The following is a 19396-nucleotide window of genomic DNA, read 5'->3' as shown; positions in this document are numbered from 1 at the left end:
CAACCACCGCGAGGCGCGGGAGTGGAGGATGCGTCCGGCGCCGCGCGCGGTTCGCGGGCGGGCGGCGCGCCGCTCCGAAGCGTACCGGTTCGACGTGGGGGAGACCGGCATCCACCGGCTGGACTTCCCGGCGCTTCAGAGCGCCGGTCTCTCGACGACGCCGTCGGTGGACGACGTCGCGGTGTACAAGCGGTCGTTCGACCGCGCGGCGCCGGACCCGTTCGTCGAGACGCCGCTGCAGGTGGTCGTCGTGGACGCCAACAGCGACGGCCACTTCAACGGATCGGACCACATCCTCTTCTACGCGCGGAGCTTCCTGGACGAGTTCCTCGTGGAGGGATGGGAGGACCGTCACGCCACGCGGAACGCGTACTGGTTCGCCGTGGACCCGTCGCTCGCGGCGCGCATGGACGCGCGGCCGGGGTGGCATGACTGGACGGGCGTCACGCCGCCGGCGAGCTTCCCCGACACGCTCCGCTACGAGCAGGACGTGTACTTCGACCCGAGCCCGCCGTCGGACGTCGTGGACTTCTACACCTGGACGTCGTACCTGTCGCAGAACGACGACTACCAGCTCCCGTTCTCCGTCTTCGACATTGATCCGGCGGGGGACGTCGTGCTGCGCGCGCGCTATCACGGCAACGCGTCGGGCCTGCACACGGTGGACTTCTCCATCGTGAACGGGGCGAGCCAGCAGAACGCCGTGGGCTCGTTCCAGTTCGCCGGCATCACCTACACGATGGGCGCGGCGATCTACACGAGCGGGCCCGTCCCGGCGACGCACTTCACGGACGGCCCCAACCACCTCCGCGCGGTCGGGAACAGGACGGGCGGCGACCTCGACTGGTTCTCGCTTGCGTACCTGCGGCGGTACGCGGCGGTCGGGGGGAGGCTAGCGTTCACGAGTGCAGGCGTCGTCGGCGACGCGCAGTTCGAGGTCACGCGGTTCGCGACGCCAGGCATCCGCGTGTTCGACGTGAGCGACCCCATGCGCCCGGTGCGGCTTACACTGGGGGCCGGGAGCGTCGTCCCGGACGGCGGCCAGTACAAGCTTGTCGTCCAGGACCCCGTGCCCCGGTTCAAGCGCTACGAGGCCGTCGCGGACGGAAGCGCCCTTCCCGTGGCGAACGTCACGCGGCGAGCGCCGGCCGACCTCGCGACGCGCGAGGCCGACCTCGTCGTCGTTGCGCACCCGAACTTCGCGGCCGCGGTGGAGCCGCTCCTCGCGCGCCGCGAGTCGCAGGGCCACGCGGTCGCCCGGGCGTCGGTGAACGACGTCTATGACGAGTTCGGCGGCGGGATGCCCTCGCCGGACGCGATCCGCGCGTACCTGAGGTACGCCTTCGAGGAGTGGTCGCGGCCGCCGCAGTTCGCGCTGCTCGTGGGCGACGCGAGCGAGGACGCGCGGAACGTCACCTCGTCGAGCGCCCCCAACTACGTTCCGACCTACGTCCACGTGTCCGTGCAGAACAGCGACCTCGTCGGAAGCGACACCTGGTACGGCTGCTTCAGCGCCGTCTCGCCGTACCTCCCGCAGGTGTACGTCGGAAGGCTCCCGGTCGGCAGCGTCGGCGAGGCCAACGCGATCGTCTCGAAGATCCTCGCGTATGAGAACTACGCTGCGGGCGACGCGTGGCGGAAGAACGTGTTCTTCCTCGCGGACGACCTGTGGTCGTACGTGAGCCTCGAGGATCCGTACACGCGGAAGGGGTATGAGGCGGGGTTCACGACGATCTGCACGGGCCTCGCGCAGATCGTCGCAGCCTCTCCCGCTCGCATCGACACGACGGTCTTCGCGATGCGGCGCTACACCGACCCGTACCACGGCTCGAACACGAGCGGGGACATGAGCTACCTCATCGCGACGCAGAACTTCGTGCGAGGGACCGTGACGCCGGCGCTCATCGGGCGGCTGTCCGAGGGCGCGGTCATCGTGAACTTCCAGGGTCACGGGAACAAGTCGCTCCTGACGCACGAGTCGCTGCTGCTCAAGAGCGATCTGCCCGGCATCGCGAACGACGGGAAGCCGTTCATCTTCATGGGGTACTCCTGCCAGATCGGGTGGTTCCACTACTGGTCGGAGGGCGTCACCGGCGACTGCATCGTCGAGCAGATGCTCCTCGCGTCCTCAACGCGCGGGGCCTCCGCCGTCTTCGCGAGCACGGGCACCGAGTACCTCTCGACGAACGAGGTGATGAACCGCAAGGTCTTTGAGGCGTTCTTCCAGGACCCGACGCCGCAGGGGCCGCCGGAGCAGTACTACTGGCCCCGATGGTCGCTGGGTGGACTCCTGGCAAAGACGATCGTGAAGTACGTGACCGGCGGCAGGCCGAGTTCGCCGGCGCGGACGTTCTGCCTCCTGGGCGACCCGCTCATGCGCGTCGAGATGAGCCCGCCGCGCTTCCAGGTGACCGTGGACGGAGCGCCGAAACTGAGCGGCGACTACCTCCTGGCGACCGGCGACGTCGAGGTCGAGATCGTCGCGAACGTCATCGACGAGGTGGAGATCGACCCGGCGACGATCGCGATCGTCGAGACGGACGTCGGGACGATCGACCCGAGCGAGTACACGGTCCGGGCGATGGTGGACACGCTCTCGCAGCTCAGCCGGTGGTACCGGATCACCTACCGCGCGCCGATCCGTCACGCCGCGTACGACATCAGGATGTCGGCGCGGGACCTCAACGGGCAGCAGACGACCTTCGTGCTGCGCGTGGCCGAGGGCGCGCGCATCGAGATCCGCGACGTGGCGAACCACCCGAACCCGTTTTCGGCGAGCACGAAGATCATCTATCTTCTGAGCCAGAGCGGTTCGCGGGTGAGGGTGAGCGTGTACACGGTGGGCGGCCGGCTCATCCGGGACTTCAAGGACGCGCCGAACGCGCTGAGCTACAACGAGCTCGAGTGGGACGGCCGGGACGCGCAGGGCGACGAGATCGCGAACGGCGTGTACCTCTACGTGATCGAAGCCGAGGGCGACGACGGGAGCAAGGCCGTGACGCCCGTCGGCCGGATGCTGAAGGTGAGGTGAGGTCGTGCCTCCGGGCGTGCGCGAGGCGCTCGCATCCACAGGCGTCGGGGTCGAGGAGCGCGCGGGCAGAGTCATGGCTCTGCCCGCCGACGCGTCAGGCGCGGCCGCGGTCGTGCGGCTGGCCCGCGAGCGCGGGTGGGTCGTCGCGCCGGCGTGGGCGCGGGCGGAGGCGCTGACACGCCCGCCGGTCGTCGTCTCGCTCGAGAGGATGGCCGCGATCACGGAGGTCCTCCCGGCCGATCTCATGGCCGTCGTCGAGGCCGGCGTGACGGCCGGGGCGCTCGAGGAGCGTCTGCGGGAGCACGCGATGTTCTGGCCGGTGTCCGACGAGGCCGCGCCGGACGAGGCCGTGGGCGACATCCTCGCCCGGGCGCCGGGCAACTGGACGCGCCGCGGGAACCTCGTGCGCAGGTATGTCCTCGGGCTCGACGCGGTGCTCGCCGACGGCGAGGTGGCGCGCACCGGATCGCGGACCGTCAAGTGCGTGACGGGCTACGATCTCAAGCAGCTCTTCATCGGCTCGCGGGGCGCGCTCGGGATCGTCGTGTCGGCGGTGCTGCGGCTTGAGGCCGATGGGCGGCGCGAGGCGATCCGCGAGGCGTATGCGCGGGACTTCGCGGGGCTGGCGGCGGCGGCGGCGATGGGCGGCTCGGCGGCGAAGGAGTCCGGCGGCGGCTCGCCGCGCTCCGGCGCAGCGGCCGGCGGCCTCACGATCCTCGCGCGACTCAAGGCCGAGCTCGACCCGGACGGGGTCTTCCCGCCGCTCGATGCGCTGTTCGGGGCGGACGCGCTTCCAGGGGGAAGGGGGTGACCGTGGCCCGACGGACAGGTCCCGGTCCCGAGCTCTTGAAGCGCAGGGAGGCCGCCGCCAAGTGCAGGAGCTGCGGCACCTGCCGCTCGGTGTGCCCCGTCTTCGCGGAGGTCGGCCTCGAGAGCGCCGTGGCGCGCGGTAAGGTCGCGCTCATCCGCGCGGTGCTCGACGGGCGGCTCGGCCTCACCGACGTCTTCGACGAGAAGATCCAGCTCTGTCTGAACTGCAAGACCTGCGTCGCCGAGTGCCCGAACGACGTGCGCGTGGACGATCTCGTGCTCGCCGCGCGCGCCGACCTCGCAGCGTCGGGACGCCTGCCGCTCGTCAAGCGGGTCGTGTTCCGCCAGCTTCTGCGGCGCGGCCGGTTGCTCCCGCCCGTCGGGCGGATCGCCGCGTGGGTCCAGCGGTGGGTGCTGCGCGGGTTGCCGCCGACGAGCCCGCTCCGACTGCTCCTTCCCGCGGTCGGCATGGACCGACACCGCGTGTTCCCCGAGTTCGCGCCGAGGTCGTTCCTCGAGAACGCGCCCGAGGTGGTGAGGGCGACGGGGCGGCCGCCCGCGGCGCCGCTCGTCACGAATCCGAGCGCAGGCGGGTACGCGCCTCAGGCCGGACGGGATCGCATCGCTCGCGAGGCCAGGCGCGTGGCGTACTTCGTGGGCTGCGCGACGAACCTCATCTACCCGGAGACGGGCCGCGCGATCGTGAGCGCGCTCGCCGCGTCGGGCGTGGACGTCGTGCTGCCGCGCGGGCAGGCGTGCTGCGGGACGCCCGTGATGAACGCGGGCGACTTCGTGACGGCGCGGGAGCTGGCTCGCCGGAACATCGCGATGTTCAAGGACCTCGGCGTGGACGCGGTGATCACGGGCTGCGCGTCGGGCGGGCTTGCCTTCAAGCGCGAGTACGAGGAGCTCCTGGGGATCGAAGGCGGGTTCCCGCTGCCGGTGTACGATTGTGCGGAGTTCATCGCGCGGCGCGGGGCGGCGGGCCTTGCGGCGGCCGGGGCCGACGGGGCAACGCCTGCGATCGGGACACGCGGCCGGCGGCTCCGCGTCACCTACCACGACCCGTGCCACCTCTCGCGCGGCCAGGGCGTCACGCTCGAGCCGCGGGCGATCCTCCGCGCGCTGCCGGGCGTCGAGTTCGTCGAGATGGCCGATGCCGACCGATGCTGTGGCGGGGGAGGCACGTTCAATCTCGCGTACTACGAGACGGCGAAGGCCATCGCGCGCCGGAAGGTCGAGGCCATCCGCGCGGCGAACGTGGACGTCGTCGCGACGGCATGCCCGGTGTGCCTCATGCAGCTTCGCGACATGGTAGCGCAGGCGGGGGTGCGGGTCGAGGTGATGCACGTGGCCGACGTGATGGCGCTGGCAGAGGGGAGGAGCGGAGGATGATCTCGCGGCTGCTCGCCGGCATGCTCGTCTGCGCGTCCGCCGGCGCCGCCCTGGCCGCCCCCCTCACATTCACCGTGGACATGGCCATCATGCACTCGTTCGGGCAGTTCAACCCGGCGGCCGACCTCGTGGTGCTGCGGGGGACGATGAACGGCTGGTCGGGGAACGCCGATGCCCTCGCGGACGCCGACGGCGACCTCGTGTTCGAGATCGTGAAGGACCTCGCGCCCGGGACGCACGCGTACAAGTTCGTGCTCGTGCGCGGCGGGTCCGAGCGCTGGGAGCACTCGATCCCCGACCGGATGGTCACGGTCGGTTCGGAGCCGGCGTCGCTTCCGCCGGTCTTCTTCGACCATCGGGCGGGCTGGATGCCGGGCGGCACGCGGACGGGGGCGGACCTCTCGTTCACGCCGCGGCTGGTCTCGCTCGGCGCGCAGTACCGCGTGGGCGGCGAGCCGGTGGATCTGCTCGGCGCCTGCGCCGACGCCGGCTACGGGATCGTGCGCCTGAGGCTCTGGCACACGCCCGCCGAGCCTTGGCACGGGCTCGACGCGACGGTCGCGTTCGCGCGGGAGGCGAAGGCGCGCGGACTCGACCTCATGCTCGACCTGCACTACTCGGACACATGGGCCGACCCGGGCCACCAGACGAAGCCCGCCGCGTGGGAAGGCATCCCGTTCGAGGCGCTCGTGGACTCGGTGTACGCGTACACGAACGCGGTCGTGCGGCGGTTCCGCGACGCGGGCGCGCTGCCGGAGTACGTGCAGATCGGCAGCGAGATCTCGGCCGGCATGCTGTGGGACGACGGGCGGGTCGGATGGGCGGGAAGCGAGTGGGACACCGGCGAGCAGTGGGACCGCTTCGCCGCGCTTGTGTCGGCGGGCGTCGCAGGAGCGCGGGGCAGCCTGGCGCCGTCGGAGCGGCCGGCCGTCGTCGTGCACTTCGACCACGGCGGCAACAACGCCGGGTGTCGGTGGTTCTTCGACAACCTCCTCGCGCGCGGCGTTGCGTTCGACGCGATCGGGCTTTCGTACTACCCGTGGTGGCACGGCGAGATCTGGAGGCTGCGCGACAACCTCGTGGACCTCGCGGTCCGGTACGGCCGCGAGATCATGATCGTCGAGGCCGGCTACCCGTGGACGCTCGACTGGCAGGACGACACGCCGAACTTCGTCGGCAGCGAGTCGCAGCTTCACGCCGGCTACCCCGCGACGCCCGAGGGACAGCTCGCGTTCCTGCGGGACGTCGTCACGATCGCCGAGGCGACGCCCGGCGGGCTCGGGACGGCGGTGCTGTACTGGGAGCCGGGGTTCCTTGCCGTAGAGGGCGGGCCGGAGAATCCGTACGAGAACCTGACGCTGTTCGACTTCGAGGGCGACGCGCTGCCGGGGTTCCGGTTCGGCGCGCGGTGAGCGGTCGCGGCGGGGCTGGATCGAAGCCTGGGGTCGGGCGGCGCGGCCGCACGGCCGGTTTGACATCCGGCCCGAGGCTTGCTACAATGGCGCTCCCGGGAGGCGTGGCGAGGCGGCCACCGGCCGAAGCCGCGCCTTCTTCGCGGAAACGGACATACTCCTCAGTAGCTCAATGGTAGAGCATCCGGCTGTTAACCGGAGGGTTGTAGGTTCGAGTCCTACCTGAGGAGCCAGATGTGCCGGTGTACTAACCGAGGCCTGGTTCGGTAACGCGTACCAGATCTCTATCGTGCGCCGGTCGTGAACAAGGACCTTCTTCACCAGCAGGTGGAGAAGGTCCTTCTGTTGGGGGTCTGTTCCCTCCGCCACGCAGGGGTTGCTATCTGGTGGCGCGCCACGTCGCCAGGGCGTACAATCCGACATCGCCACTGAAGGAGATGGTGTTCCAGCGGTCCACTGACTGCGAATGCGCGCGGCCACCCTCGCCGGTTCGGAGTCAAGATGTCTCTCTCTCCTGGCACCCGCCTCGGTCCTTACGAGATCCTCGTCGCCCTCGGCGCCGGCGGCATGGGCGAGGTCTACCGCGCCCACGACACCCGCCTCGGCCGCGACGTGGCGATCAAGGTGCTGAGCTCGCACCTGGCCGCGACGCCGGAAGTCCGCGCCCGCTTCGAGCGCGAGGCGCGCACCATCTCGCAGCTCAACCACCCACACATCTGCACCCTGTACGACATCGGCCATCAGGACGGTGTCGACTACCTTGTGATCGAGCTGCTCGAGGGCGAGACGCTGGCCGCGCGGCTCGAGCGCGGACCGATGCCTATCGCCGAGCTCCTGACGGTCGGAGCAGAGATGGCCGACGCGCTCGAGAGGGCGCACGAAGCCGGCATCGTGCACCGCGATCTCAAGCCCGGGAACGTGATGCTCACGAAGTCCGGGGTCAAGCTCATGGACTTTGGGCTCGCGCGGCGGTCGGAGGCGCGCGCCACCGACGCCGCGGCGAGCGAATTGCGGACGATGAGCCAGCCGCTCACGGCGAAGGGCACGATCGTCGGGACGTTCGAGTACATGGCGCCGGAGCAGCTCGAGGGGAAGGCGGCCGATGCGCGCACCGATCTCTTCGCGCTCGGCTGCGTGCTCTACGAGATGGCGACGGGACGGCGCCCGTTTCAGGGGGACTCGAGCGCCTCGATCCTCGGCTCCATCCTGACCGGCCTGCCGGAGGCGCTCACTCAGCTGGACACGGTCGCTCCCCGCTCGCTCACGGAGATCCTCAACCGGTGTCTCAACAAGGACCCGGCGCAGCGCTACTCGAGCGCCGCCGAGGTCGGCGGCGAACTCACGCGGCTTGGCGGCTGGGCCCGGAACAAGGCGCTGCCCGAGCTCGCGCGCATCGTCGACGGCATCCAGGTCTTCGACGATGGACCCGGCCCGTGGGCGGCGTTCGAGCTCGCGCGGGAGATCGAGAGGCTCGCGCCCGACGACGCCCTGCTCGAGCGCCTGCGGCCGTGGTTCACGTGCGCGGTGACCATCGTGTCCGACCCGCCTGGCGCGTCCGTCTTCGCCAAGTACTACGGCGATCCCGCAGCAGACTGGGTTCCGCTCGGTCGTACGCCGCTCGAGAATGTCCGGTATCCTCGCGGGTTCACGCGACTGAAACTGGAGCTGGCCGGATACCGCACCACCCACGATGCGGTCTGGAACATCGGACCCATGGGCGCAGCGGCATATGCGCACCTCTCATCGAGGTGGGACTACCGACTCTTGAGGCCGGGCGAGATCCCCGACGAGATGGAACTCGTGCCGGGCGGCGGGCTCACGCTCTACATGCCTGGACTCGACTACCTGAAGGCGGAACCGACAGCCGCATTCCTCATGGACCGGCATCCGGTCACGAACCGCCAGTACAAGCAGTTCGTGGACGCCGGCGGGTACGAGAAGAGAGAGCACTGGCGGCAGCTCTTCCTCGCGGACGGCCGCGCCCTCTCATGGGAGGGGGCCATCGCGCGATTCACGGACTCGATCGGCCGGCCGGGCCCCGCGTCCTGGGAACTCGGCGAGTACCCGCCGGGCGAGGGCGAGTATCCCGTCACGGGCGTGAGCTGGTTCGAGGCGGCCGCGTATGCGGCGTGGTGCGGGAAGGAGCTGCCCACCGTCTTCCACTGGAACCGGGTGGCCTTCACTGTGGCGAGCGCCCAAGTTGTTCCCCTCGCAAACTTCTCCGGTCGCGGCCCTGTGCCGGTGGGGACCACGCAGAGTGTGAATCGCTTCGGGGTGTGCGATCTCGCCGGGAACGTCCGCGAGTGGGCCTGGAACGAGTGCAACCGGCCCGGCGAGCGGTTCATTCTCGGCGGAGGCTGGAACGACCCAGAGTACGCCTTCGCCGACGCCTACGCGCAGCCGGCCTTTGACCGATCGCCGACGAACGGCTTCCGCTGTATCCGCGCCCTCGACCCGGAGCCGAATCTTGAGAACCTCACGCGCGTCATCGATCTCCCGTTCCGCGACTTCCGCGCCGAGACGCCTGTCTCGGACGAGACCTTCGGCTTCTTCCTGCGACAATTCCGCTACGACAAGACACCGCTCGATGCGGTCGTCGAGTCCGAGGAGCAGGACCCGCTCGGGCTCAGGCAGACCATCTCCTTTGCCGCCGCCTACGGTGGCGAGCGGGTGCTCGCGCATCTCTGCCTCCCGCTGCGGGGCCGGCCGCCTCTTCAGACGGTTATTGTCTTTCCCGGTTCGCAGGCGATTTCCTCGCCCGCCGTCGGGGCCGCGGAGCTGCGTGGAATCGACTACCTGCTCAAGAGCGGACGCGCCGTGATGCTCCCCATCTACAAGGGGACGTACCAGCGCGGCGACGAGCTCAAGTCGGACTATCTCATGGACACGACGTTCTACAAGGACCATGTCATCATGTGGGCCAAGGACCTCGCCCGCTCGATCGACTACCTCGAGACGCGCGACGACATCGACGCCGATCGGATTGCCTACTACGGCTTGAGCTGGGGCGGGGCGATGGGCGCCATCATGCCGGCGGTGGAGAAGCGGATCAAGGCGGTCGTCCTGTGCGTCGCCGGCCTCAACTTCGAGCGCCCTCTTCCCGAGGCTGACCAGCTCAACTACATCACGCGCGTGACGCAGCCGACCCTGATGCTGAACGGCGAGCTTGACTTCTTCTTCCCTACCGAGACATCTCAGCGGCCGATGTTCGATCTCCTGGGCACCCCCAAGGAACACAAGAGGCGGATCTCCTACCCTCGCGGACACATGGTTCCCCGCGCCGAGGTCATCAAGGAGACGCTGGCGTGGCTCGACAAGTACCTCGGCCGCCCGGAGAGGTGACGGAGGGAAGGGGCGTACGGGCCTCACCCGCCCCCGCTAGTTGTGCCGTTCCACAGATTGGATGGCGACGCCGGCATCACGGCATCGCGCTCACGACCTGCGCGGTGTTCACCCGGCGCTTCAGTGTGCCCACGTTCCCATTCTCGAACGCTCCCGTGGGCCCAAGGGCGATCTCAACCGTCTGATCGAGGTAGGCGGGCGCCGGCGTGCCGTTGCCGCCGTCCTCAGCGACCTGTAGAATCCTGAACCAGACCTCCGGTTCCGCAACACTGGGCCGGTTAGTAGACCGGCACGTGCGCGGAGCCATGATCCGAAGGCCCGGTCCGAGCGGACCGGGCCCTCTGCTTGAAGGGGCCCGCCGCCAGCCGGGCCCCGCGTCTTCTTCCCCGCGCTCTCTCGCCGGACGCAGGAGCACACCTCTCCTCCCGCCTCTAGCGGTCGTTCCGCGACCACACAAGACCGGTCAGCGAGAGCAGGACGAGCGCGAGGCCGATGAACAGCAGCAGGCTCCGCCAGGGTGCGACTTCTCCGGCCAATCCGATGACCAGCGTGGAGACGATGAAGGTGGCGTTGGTGATGAACTCCCGCGCGGAGAACACGCGGGCGCGGATCCCGGGTTCGGCTTCCTCCTGGAGCATCGTGTTCTGCAGGACGCCCAGTCCCGAGTACGCGGCGCCCGAGACGAGCGCGGCGACGACGATGAACGGGAGCGAGAGGTGGAACCGGCCGATGACGAACGGCAGGCCGTGCACCAGGACGAAGGCGCAGATGGCCCGCTTTCGGTTGACGTCCTCCGGCAGGAGGCTCATCCCGGCCGCTCCCGCGACCATGCCGAAGGCGAGCACGCCGGCAAGGGCGCCCACGCCGGCGGTGCCCAGGCCGAGGACCTGCTGGACGAGGTAGATGAGGATCGTGTAGGACGCCGCCGAGACGAAGGTGGAGACGACGATCGAGGCGAGCACGAACGCGACGCGACGGTTGTGGGAGACGAGCGACAGCAGCTCCGCGAACTCGGCGAGGAATCGGCCCGCGGCACCGGCGAGCTCCCGCGCGACCGGGATGGAGGGCTCTCCTGGACGCGGGGTAGCCTTCCGCAGGGGAGAGATGGCGAAGGCGGCGACTCCGGCGCTGAGATGGGTGAGCGCGTTGATGACGAGTCCTGCGCTCCAGCCCACCCACGCGATGAGAACCCCGCCGGCGAGCATCCCGACGATCGTGGCCGCTCTGCCGAACGCAAGCTGGGCGGAGTTGGCGGCGACGAGACGGCGCTCGCCGGCCAGGACCGGGAGCAGGGACGGCCCGGCGGTGTTGTTGAACAGGTCGAGGCCGAAGAACACGAAGAGCGCTACCCAGAACGGGACGAAGCTGCCGGTGAGTCGTATCACCAGCGGCGTGACGAGGAGCACGCCGGACTGGATGAGGTGCGTGATGCCGAGCACGCGGCGTCTGTCCCAGCGGTCAACGAGCACGCCGACGACCGGGCAGAGCAGCAACGTGGGCAGGCTGAAGACGAGCGCGCCCTCGGAGTACCCCATGAGCCGGCCGGGACGGACCAGGGCGATGACCGTGATGAGGAGCATGTGGGTGAGCCGGTCGCCGAGCTGCGACATCGTCGTGACGAAGATGAGCCGGCGCACGTCCGGAATGCCCAGCACGGACCGCATGCTCTTCATTGGTGAAGCATGGTACCTTCCGTGCGGCGGATGTCAAGGTGACGAAGCGGGGTGAATGATGACGGGGGAGGCCTCGCGGGACGCGAGGCAGGGCCGGCAGGAGAAGCCCGGTCCACCAGATCGGGGCCCCTCTGCCGGGCGCTGAAACAGGGGCGGCCCCTCTGGACGGCAGCGCTACATGGGGTTAGATTCCCGTCAGTGCGCGGGTCATCCCCGGCGCAAGAAGGGGAGCACGAAGTGAGCAGGGCGGGCGGACGCGGCGTGGTGTCGTCCGGAGTCGCGCGGTGCATCCTGGTGGCTGTCGGCGTCGTGTGCGTCGGCCTCGGCATCGCGGGCGTCTTCATTCCGCTCCTGCCCACGACCCCATTCCTCCTCCTTGCCGCGGCGTGCTTCATCCGAAGCTCGGACAGGCTCCACCGGTGGCTCCTGACCAATCGGTGGGTCGGCGGCCACATCCGGAACTACATGGAGCACAGGGCGACGACGCCGGCCACGAAGGTCGGGAGCATCACCATGCTCTGGTGCGCTCTCGCGCTCGCGGGCGCGCTCTTCACGCGGAGCTGGGCCGTTCGCTCCCTGTTGCTTCTGATCGGCGTTGGAGTGACGGTGCACCTGGCAACCCTGAGGACGGTCCGGCCGGAAGGCGACCGCAGGCTGCGGGAAGCCGGTCGAGAGAGACACGAGCCCGATCGCGGCTGGAGAGGAGCACGGCAATGAGCAGTGACAGCAGGTGCCCGGTGACGGGCAAGACCGGAAGCCGCGTGGCCGGAGGCGGAACGAGGAACCGGGACTGGTGGCCGAACCAGTTGAACCTCAGGATCCTCCACCAGCACGCGCCCATGGGCAGTCCGATGGGCGAGGAGTTCGACTACGCCGAGGAGTTCAAGAAGCTCGACTACCAGGCGCTGAAGGACGACCTCTACGCCCTCATGACCGACTCGCAGGACTGGTGGCCGGCCGACTACGGTCATTACGGCGGGCTCTTCATCCGGATGGCGTGGCACAGCGCGGGGACGTACCGGATGGGGGACGGCCGCGGCGGCGCAGGCGGCGGCAACCAGCGGTTCGCGCCCCTGAACAGCTGGCCGGACAACGTGAACCTCGACAAGGCCCGTCGTCTTCTCTGGCCGATCAAGCAGAAGTACGGCAGGAGGATCTCGTGGGCCGACCTCATGATCCTCGCGGGGAACTGCGCGCTCGAGTCGATGGGGTTTCCGACGTTCGGGTTCGCCGGAGGGCGCGTGGACCCGTGGGCGCCGGAAGAGGACGTCTACTGGGGTTCCGAGCAGGAGTGGCTCGCCACGAGCGACAAGCCCGGGAGCCGCTACAGCGGCGAGCGCGACCTCGAGAACCCGCTGGCCGCGGTGCAGATGGGGCTCATCTACGTGAATCCGGAGGGCCCGGACCGCAACCCGGACCCGGTGGCCTCCGGCCGTGACGTCCGCGAGACGTTCGCGCGGATGGCCATGAACGACGAGGAGACGGTCGCGCTCGTGGCCGGCGGGCACACGTTCGGCAAGTGCCACGGCGCGGGCAGCCCGACGCACGTGGGCCCGGAACCGGAGGGCGCCCCGATCGAGCAGCAGGGCTTCGGCTGGAAGAGCAGCTTCGGCAAGGGCTCGGGCGGCGACACGATCAGCAGCGGTCTCGAAGGCGCCTGGAAGCCGAACCCGACGAAGTGGGACATGGGCTATCTGAGGATCCTGTTCACGTACGAGTGGGAGCTGGTCAAGAGCCCGGCCGGCGCGTATCAGTGGCTCGCCAAGGACGTGGCCGACACGGACATGATCGTGGACGCCCACGACCCGACGAAGAAGCACCGGCCGATGATGACCACGGCGGACCTGTCGCTGCGGTTCGACCCGATCTACGAGCCGATCGCGAGGCGCTACCTGAAGAACCCCGCCGAGTTCGCGGACGCCTTCGCGCGGGCGTGGTTCAAGCTGACCCATCGCGACATGGGGCCGCGCTCGCGCTACCTGGGGCCCGAGGTCCCGCGCGAGGAGCTGATCTGGCAGGACCCGGTGCCCGCGGTCGACCACACGCTGATCGACGGGAAGGACGCCGCCTCGCTCAAGGAGAAGGTCCTCGGCTCGGGCCTGTCGGTCCGCGACCTCGTCTCGACGGCCTGGGCGTCGGCCTCCACGTTCCGCGGCTCCGACAAGCGCGGCGGCGCGAACGGAGCGCGCGTCCGCCTGGCGCCGCAGAAGGGCTGGGAGGTCAACGAGCCGGAGAAGCTCAAGGCCGTGCTCTCGACCCTCGAGAAGGTCCGGAGCGAGTTCAACGCCGCGCAGTCCGGCGGGAAGAGGGTGTCGCTCGCCGACCTGATCGTCCTGGGCGGCTGCGCCGGCGTGGAGCAGGCCGTGAGGAACGCCGGCCACAAGGTGACCGTTCCCTTCACGCCGGGGCGCACGGACGCGACAGAGGAGCAGACCGACGCCGCGTCGTTCGCCGTCCTCGAGCCGCGCGCGGACGGGTTCCGCAACTACCTCAAGGCGAAGTACTCCGTTCCGGAGGAGGAGCTCCTCCTGGATCGGGCGCAGCTCCTGACGCTGACGGCCCCCGAGATGACGGTGCTCGTCGGGGGGATGCGCGTCCTGGACGCCAACTTCCGCCAATCCAAGCACGGTGTCTTCACCGCGCGGCCCGGGGCGCTCACCAACGACTTCTTCGTGAACCTGCTCGACATGGGCACCGCGTGGAAGGCCGTTGAGGGAGAGGACGGCGTGTTCGAGGGCCGCGACCGCAAGACGGGCAGGCCGAGGTGGACCGGCACGCGCGTCGACCTCATCTTCGGGTCGAACTCACAGCTCCGGGCTATCGCGGAAGTCTACGCGTGCGGGGACGCGCAGGAGATGTTCGTGCGCGACTTCGTCGCGGCGTGGAACAAGGTGATGAACCTCGATCGCTTCGACGTCGCGCGGGCGTAGCGCGGAGGGTCTCGTGGAGGCCTGGCCGGACCTCGGCGCCGGTCACATCGCGCCCGGGATGCGCTCGGTCCGGCTCTCGATCCACGACCTGTCCGGCCGGCTCGTCAGGCGGCTCGACCCCGCGGAGTGCCCCGACGGCGGGTTCGGCGCAGTTGCGTGGGACGGGCTGGATGACGCCGGCGCGCGGGCGGTCTGCGGCACGTACTTCGTGAGGCTCGAGGCGGACGGGGTCCTGGCGACGCGGAAGCTGACGGTCCTGAGGTAGTGCCGCGTCCCCTGCCCCCTCCAGCGGCCCCAGCGGGGCCTCCATTATCACCCTTGACAGCGATGCCGCGCTCGACTATACTGCCCATAGCAGTTCAGCCACGTCGGTATGGCAACATATCCGGAGACTCCTAGGAGGGACCTGGCCTGCGAGCCGGTCCCTCTTTCGTTCAGTGGACGGCGGGGGAGTCCGCAGGAGATCGTGGGGCGATTCCGACGGCTCGGTGATGGCGGGAACTGCAGGGGCGACAGCGCCCCGCAGGAGCAGAGGTCGGTGGGCGCGGGCGATCGGCCCGGTCCCCGACAGGACCAACGCCGGCAGAGGCGGCGATCCCGCCGGCCGGCCAGATCGAAAGAGGTAGTGCAGTGAGTACGACAGGAACCGTGAAGTGGTTCAACGACAGCAAGGGCTTCGGTTTCATCTCCTTGGAGGACGGCTCGAAGGACGTGTTCGTCCACCACTCCGCCATCCAGGGCGAGGGCTTCAAGAGCCTGAGCGAAGGTGATCGCGTGGAGTTCGACGTCGTGCAGGGTCAGAAGGGCCCGGCGGCAGAGAACGTGAGGCGCATCTAAGCGCACCCGGCATGAGCCGGGTCGCACGTTGATACCGAGACGCGGGGCCGCCGTCTGTGTACGATGGCGGCCCCGTCGCTTCCTGAACCCGGGCCGCTTCGATCGCGAGGAGCCACGTTGAACGCGCTCCTGATCTACCCGAAGACCCCCGACTCCTTCTGGAGCCTCACGCACGCTCTCAGGCTCATCAACCGACGGGCCGCATCCCCGCCCCTCGGCCTCCTGACCGTCGCCGCGATGCTGCCGGAGGAGTGGGACCTTCGCCTCGTGGACCTCAACGTGAGGGCGCTCACCGACGGCGACCTCGCCTGGGCCGACTGCGCGCTCGTGAGCGGGATGATCGTGCAGCGGGCGTCGGCGCTCAAGGTCGCTGCCCGGTGTAAGTCGGCGGGGCTCACGGTCATCGCGGGAGGGCCGCTCTTCGCTTCCGCGGAGGAGCGGGAGAGGTTCGGGAGCGTCGACCACTTCGTGCTCAACGAGGCCGAGCTCACCCTCCGGCCGTTCCTCGAGGACTTCGCGAGCGGGCGGGCGCGCCGCGTCTACCAGACTCAGGACTTCGCCGATCTTGCCGCGACCCCCGTGCCGCGCTGGGACCTCGTCGATCCCCGGCACTACGCCTCGAGGGGCGTGCAGTTCTCACGCGGCTGCCCGAACGACTGCGAGTTCTGCGAGGTCACGAAGCTCTTCGGCCGCCGCTGGCGGACCAAGACGACCGCGCAGATGATCGCCGAGCTGGACGCGCTCTACCGTCTCGGATGGCGGGGCATCATCCCGTTCGTGGACGACAACTTCAACGCGCACGGCCGGCGCCTTCACGACGACCTTCTCCCGGCGATCATCGCGTGGCGGCGCGGGAAGCGGGGCGTGAGCTTCAGCGCGCAGGTCACCATGGACATCGCGGATGACCCTGCGCTCATGCGCGCGATGGTGCGCGCCGGGTTCGACACCGTGTTCATCGGGATCGAGACGATGGACGAGGCCAACCTCGCCGAGTGCCACAAGAGGCAGAACCGGCATCGGGACCTTCTCGCGGACATCAAGCGCATCCAGCGGGCGGGGCTTCAGGTGCAGGCGGGCTTCATCGTCGGCTTTGACGGGGACACGCCGTCCGTCTTCGCGCGCATGACCGAGTTCATCCAGAAGAGCGGGATCGCCACGGCGATGGTCGGGATGCTGCAGGCGCCCGTGGGCACGGCTCTGCACGAGCGGCTTCGCCGCGAGGGGCGGATCCGCAGCGATCTGTCGGGCGACAACTCGGACGGCACGACCAACATCGTTCCCAGAATGGGGCTCGACTCGCTCCAGAGAGGCTACAGGGGAGTCCTCAGGGACCTCTACGCTCCGCCGAACTACTACCGCCGCGTGAGGACGTTCCTGCGGGAGTACCGGCCGCCGAGGGCGAGCGCGCACCTGTCACGGTCGCACATCGTCGCGGTCCTCCGGTCCTTCTATCATCTGAGCGTTGCAGGGAGGGAGGGCTGGCGGTATCCGGGCCTCATCTTCTGGACCCTCTTCAGACGGCCCCGGGCGCTCCCGGTCGCCATCGCGCTCGCCATCTACGGGTACCACTACCGCAGATGCTACGAGCCGATCGTCGGAGTGTCCGTTCTCTGATCTCCCGCGCCTGCTCCCGGCGACGCGACGAGGGGTGCGCCTAGGCCGTGCAGACGCTGCCTGCTCCGATGCTCTCGTGGCTTCCCTCGGTCCTGCCGGCGCTCGCGCTCGTGGCCAACCCGACCGAGACGCTCGGCATCTTCCTGCAGATCACCGTGCTCCTGGTCCTGGCCGCGGCCGTCGGGTTCGTCGGGAGTAGGCTTAGGCAGCCCCTCATCGTCTCGTTCATTGCCGTAGGCATCTTCGTGGGATCCTACGGGCTCGACCTCGTTCGGGACCCCCACTTCCTCGAGCTTCTCGCCGAGAGACCGCTCCCGCGCTCGGCACGCTAGCGGACGAGCATGACCTTCGACGTCCTCGTCTCGCCGCCCGCCTCAAGACGCACGAAGTACGTCCCCGCGCTCAGCGGAACCCCCTTCCTGTCCGTTCCGTCCCACCGGATCTCGTGCGGCCCCACCGCGCGGGTTCCGTCTTCTAGCACGACCACCTCGCGGCCCGCGACGTCGTAGACGCCCAGGTGGACGCGCGACGCGGCCGGGAGCGAGAAGCGGACGCTCGTCGGAGGCGTGAACGGGTTCGGGTAGCTGCGCTCGAGGAGGAGCCCCACGCCCGGCGGCGGGTCGTCGCCCGGGTCGGTGCCCGTGCCGCCGCCGAAGCGGTAGATCGCCACCTCGTGACCGGCGAGGCTTACGCCCGCGATCTCGTACGATGCGCCGACCGTGACATCGAGCGTGTCGCCGGGATCGAGCAGGCTCACGAGCGCGTGCGAGCCCTGCTCCAGGCTTGCGACCGAGCCGGTCAGCGTGGCGCCCGCTACTGCGCCAGGCACCGTGTTGACCATGCAGAGCACCGTCTCCTGCTCGTGCCGGCGCACGAACGCGAGCACGGGCGACGCGGAACTCGATAGCGTGTGGAAGCTCCCGCGCCGCAGGGCGGGGGAGCCGCGACGCGCTCCGACCAGCCGCCTGTACCACGCAAGCAGCGACCCCTGGTCCTGATCCTGCGCGACGACGTTGCGCGTGGAGTAGTCCGCGTTGACGGCGCGCCACGGCGTCCCCGTCGTGAACCCTGCGTTCGGCGCGGCGCTCCACTGCATCGGGGTCCGGATGTTCAGGTGGTCGCCGCTCCCGGTCATCCCGATCTCCTCGCCGTAGTAGACGAACGGCACGCCGGGCAGCGTCATGAGGATGCCCGCCGCGGCCTTCGCCTTCGCCTCGTCGAAGCCCAGCGCGTTCATCACGCGGTCCTGGTCGTGGTTGGTGAGGAACGTGCCGAACTGGAGATAGGGGTAGAGGCGGTAGACCTGGTCGGCTCTGTAGGCCAGCCCCCCGGCGTTCCCCGCATTGGCTGCGGAGAGCATCGCGTACGACAGGTCGAACTCGAAGCAGAGGTCCAGGCGTTCCTCGGTGACGTACTGCAGCACGGTGCCTGTCGACGTCCACGCCTCGCCGACGGACATCGCGTCGGGCTTCACCGACTTCACGTGCGCGTTGTAGTCCTCCCAGAACTGCAGCGTGGACGCCGTGTTCTGCAGCTGCCCGCCCTCCTCGAGGACGTAGAGCACGGCGTCGAGGCGGAAGCCGTCCACGCCGACCGTGTCAAGCCAGTAGGACGCAGCCGCGAACATCGAGTCCTTCACCGCCGCGGTCTCGTAGTTGAGGTCCGGCATGCCGCTCCAGAAGAGCCCGTAGTACCAGCCCGACGGATGCCAGTGCCACACGTTCTGACCCCAGGGCCCGGTCTGCCCGGGGTTCGTCGCGGACCAGCGGAAGTGGTCGCGGAACGCCGGGTCGTTCTGCGCGGACTGCACGAACCACGGGTGCTGGCTGGAGCAGTGGTTCATGACGAAGTCGATGATGACCTTGATGCCGCGCGCGTGGGCGGCGTCCAGGAACGCGCGGAAGTCGTCCATGGTCCCGTAGTCGGGGTGGATCGAGCGGTAGTCCACGGCGTCGTAGCCGTGGTAGCTCGGCGAGTCGTGGATCGGCATGAGCCAGATGCCGGTGATGCCGAGGTCGTTATCGGTCAAGGGGTTGCCGTCGTTGAGGTGGTCGAGCTTCTGCGTGAGCCCCTGGAAGTCCCCGATGCCGTCGCCGTCGCTGTCGTAGAAGCTGCGCACGAAGACCTCGTAGAAGACGCAGTCGTTCCACCAGAAGGGCTCGCCTCCGCCGCCGGCCGGCGCGAGGTTGTTGTACCAGACGAGGATGGTGTCGTCGCCTGCCGGTACGGTGTAGAAGCGGTTGTTGCCGACGCCGGGGAACTCCTCGGTGCCGTCCCAGACGCCGTTTCGGCGGAACTTGTACTCGATCTGCTGGCCGGGCGTGAAGCCGCCCCGCGTGACCTCGTAGATGC

At 69.3% G+C, this 19396-nt stretch carries 13 protein-coding genes and 1 tRNA gene; 12 read left to right on the top strand and 2 right to left on the bottom strand.

Annotated features, from left to right (window positions below; genetic code table 11):
• Positions 1 to 28: 28 nt before the first annotated feature.
• The 6 genes from FJY74_07770 (at position 29) to FJY74_07745 (ending at position 9990) form a co-directional block, all read left to right on the top strand.
• Positions 29 to 3031 carry a hypothetical protein gene (locus tag FJY74_07770; protein ID MBM3308206.1) on the top strand — a complete coding sequence of 1001 codons (3003 nt, stop codon included), beginning with the start codon at positions 29 to 31 and terminating at the stop codon, positions 3029 to 3031.
• A gap of 4 nt (positions 3032 to 3035) precedes the next feature.
• Positions 3036 to 3842 (top strand): FAD-binding oxidoreductase, encoded by an 807-nt coding sequence (locus tag FJY74_07765; protein ID MBM3308205.1) that lies wholly within the window; start codon positions 3036 to 3038, stop codon positions 3840 to 3842.
• Between the two features lie 2 nt (positions 3843 to 3844).
• Positions 3845 to 5236 carry a (Fe-S)-binding protein gene (locus tag FJY74_07760; protein MBM3308204.1) on the top strand — a complete coding sequence of 464 codons (1392 nt, stop codon included), beginning with the start codon at positions 3845 to 3847 and terminating at the stop codon, positions 5234 to 5236.
• On the top strand, positions 5233 to 6648 hold the full coding sequence (locus FJY74_07755; protein MBM3308203.1) for a glycosyl hydrolase 53 family protein: 1416 nt from the start codon (positions 5233 to 5235) through the stop codon (positions 6646 to 6648). Before FJY74_07760 ends, FJY74_07755 begins: the two co-directional genes overlap by 4 nt.
• Positions 6649 to 6806: 158 nt before the next feature.
• Positions 6807 to 6881, top strand: a tRNA-Asn gene (locus tag FJY74_07750).
• Between the two features lie 268 nt (positions 6882 to 7149).
• Positions 7150 to 9990: a protein kinase gene (locus tag FJY74_07745; GenBank protein MBM3308202.1), complete on the top strand. Its 2841-nt coding sequence runs from the start codon at positions 7150 to 7152 to the stop codon at positions 9988 to 9990.
• 431 nt (positions 9991 to 10421) lie between these two features.
• On the opposite strand, the gene FJY74_07740 is transcribed toward FJY74_07745, so the two are convergent.
• The gene (locus FJY74_07740; protein ID MBM3308201.1) at positions 10422 to 11663 is read right to left on the bottom strand and encodes an MFS transporter; all 1242 of its coding nucleotides are present in this window, start codon (positions 11661 to 11663) and stop codon (positions 10422 to 10424) included.
• Between the two features lie 264 nt (positions 11664 to 11927).
• Here FJY74_07740 and FJY74_07735 point away from each other — a divergent pair, with 264 nt between their 5' ends.
• The 6 genes from FJY74_07735 to FJY74_07710 all read left to right on the top strand — a co-directional run bounded on the left by FJY74_07735 (position 11928) and on the right by FJY74_07710 (position 17376).
• Entirely contained in the window at positions 11928 to 12380 is a 453-nt protein-coding gene (locus FJY74_07735; protein MBM3308200.1) for a YbaN family protein, read from the top strand.
• Positions 12377 to 14593, top strand: a complete 2217-nt coding sequence (katG, locus tag FJY74_07730; protein MBM3308199.1) for a catalase/peroxidase HPI — start codon at positions 12377 to 12379, stop codon at positions 14591 to 14593. The genes FJY74_07735 and katG overlap by 4 nt, the downstream gene beginning before the upstream one ends.
• Before the next feature lie 13 nt (positions 14594 to 14606).
• On the top strand, positions 14607 to 14858 hold the full coding sequence (locus FJY74_07725) for a hypothetical protein (GenBank protein MBM3308198.1): 252 nt from the start codon (positions 14607 to 14609) through the stop codon (positions 14856 to 14858).
• A 365-nt stretch (positions 14859 to 15223) separates the two neighbouring features.
• Positions 15224 to 15430 (top strand): cold-shock protein, encoded by a 207-nt coding sequence (locus tag FJY74_07720; GenBank protein MBM3308197.1) that lies wholly within the window; start codon positions 15224 to 15226, stop codon positions 15428 to 15430.
• A gap of 117 nt (positions 15431 to 15547) precedes the next feature.
• On the top strand, positions 15548 to 17044 hold the full coding sequence (locus FJY74_07715; protein MBM3308196.1) for a DUF4070 domain-containing protein: 1497 nt from the start codon (positions 15548 to 15550) through the stop codon (positions 17042 to 17044).
• A 47-nt stretch (positions 17045 to 17091) separates the two neighbouring features.
• A complete protein-coding gene (locus FJY74_07710) occupies positions 17092 to 17376 on the top strand; it encodes a hypothetical protein (GenBank protein ID MBM3308195.1) in 285 nt (94 codons plus the stop codon).
• Here the strand turns inward: FJY74_07710 and FJY74_07705 are convergent.
• Positions 17373 to 19396 (bottom strand): T9SS type A sorting domain-containing protein (locus FJY74_07705; protein ID MBM3308194.1); only part of this gene is annotated, 2024 nt, incomplete at its 5' end. The genes FJY74_07710 and FJY74_07705 overlap by 4 nt on opposite strands.

Origin of the sequence: Candidatus Effluviviaceae Genus I sp., from assembly GCA_016867725.1 — a bacterium.
Lineage (GTDB): Bacteria > Joyebacterota > Joyebacteria > Joyebacterales > Joyebacteraceae > VGIX01.
The sequence above is the reverse complement of the archived record's forward strand: the minus strand, read 5'-3'. Positions and strand labels throughout refer to the sequence as shown.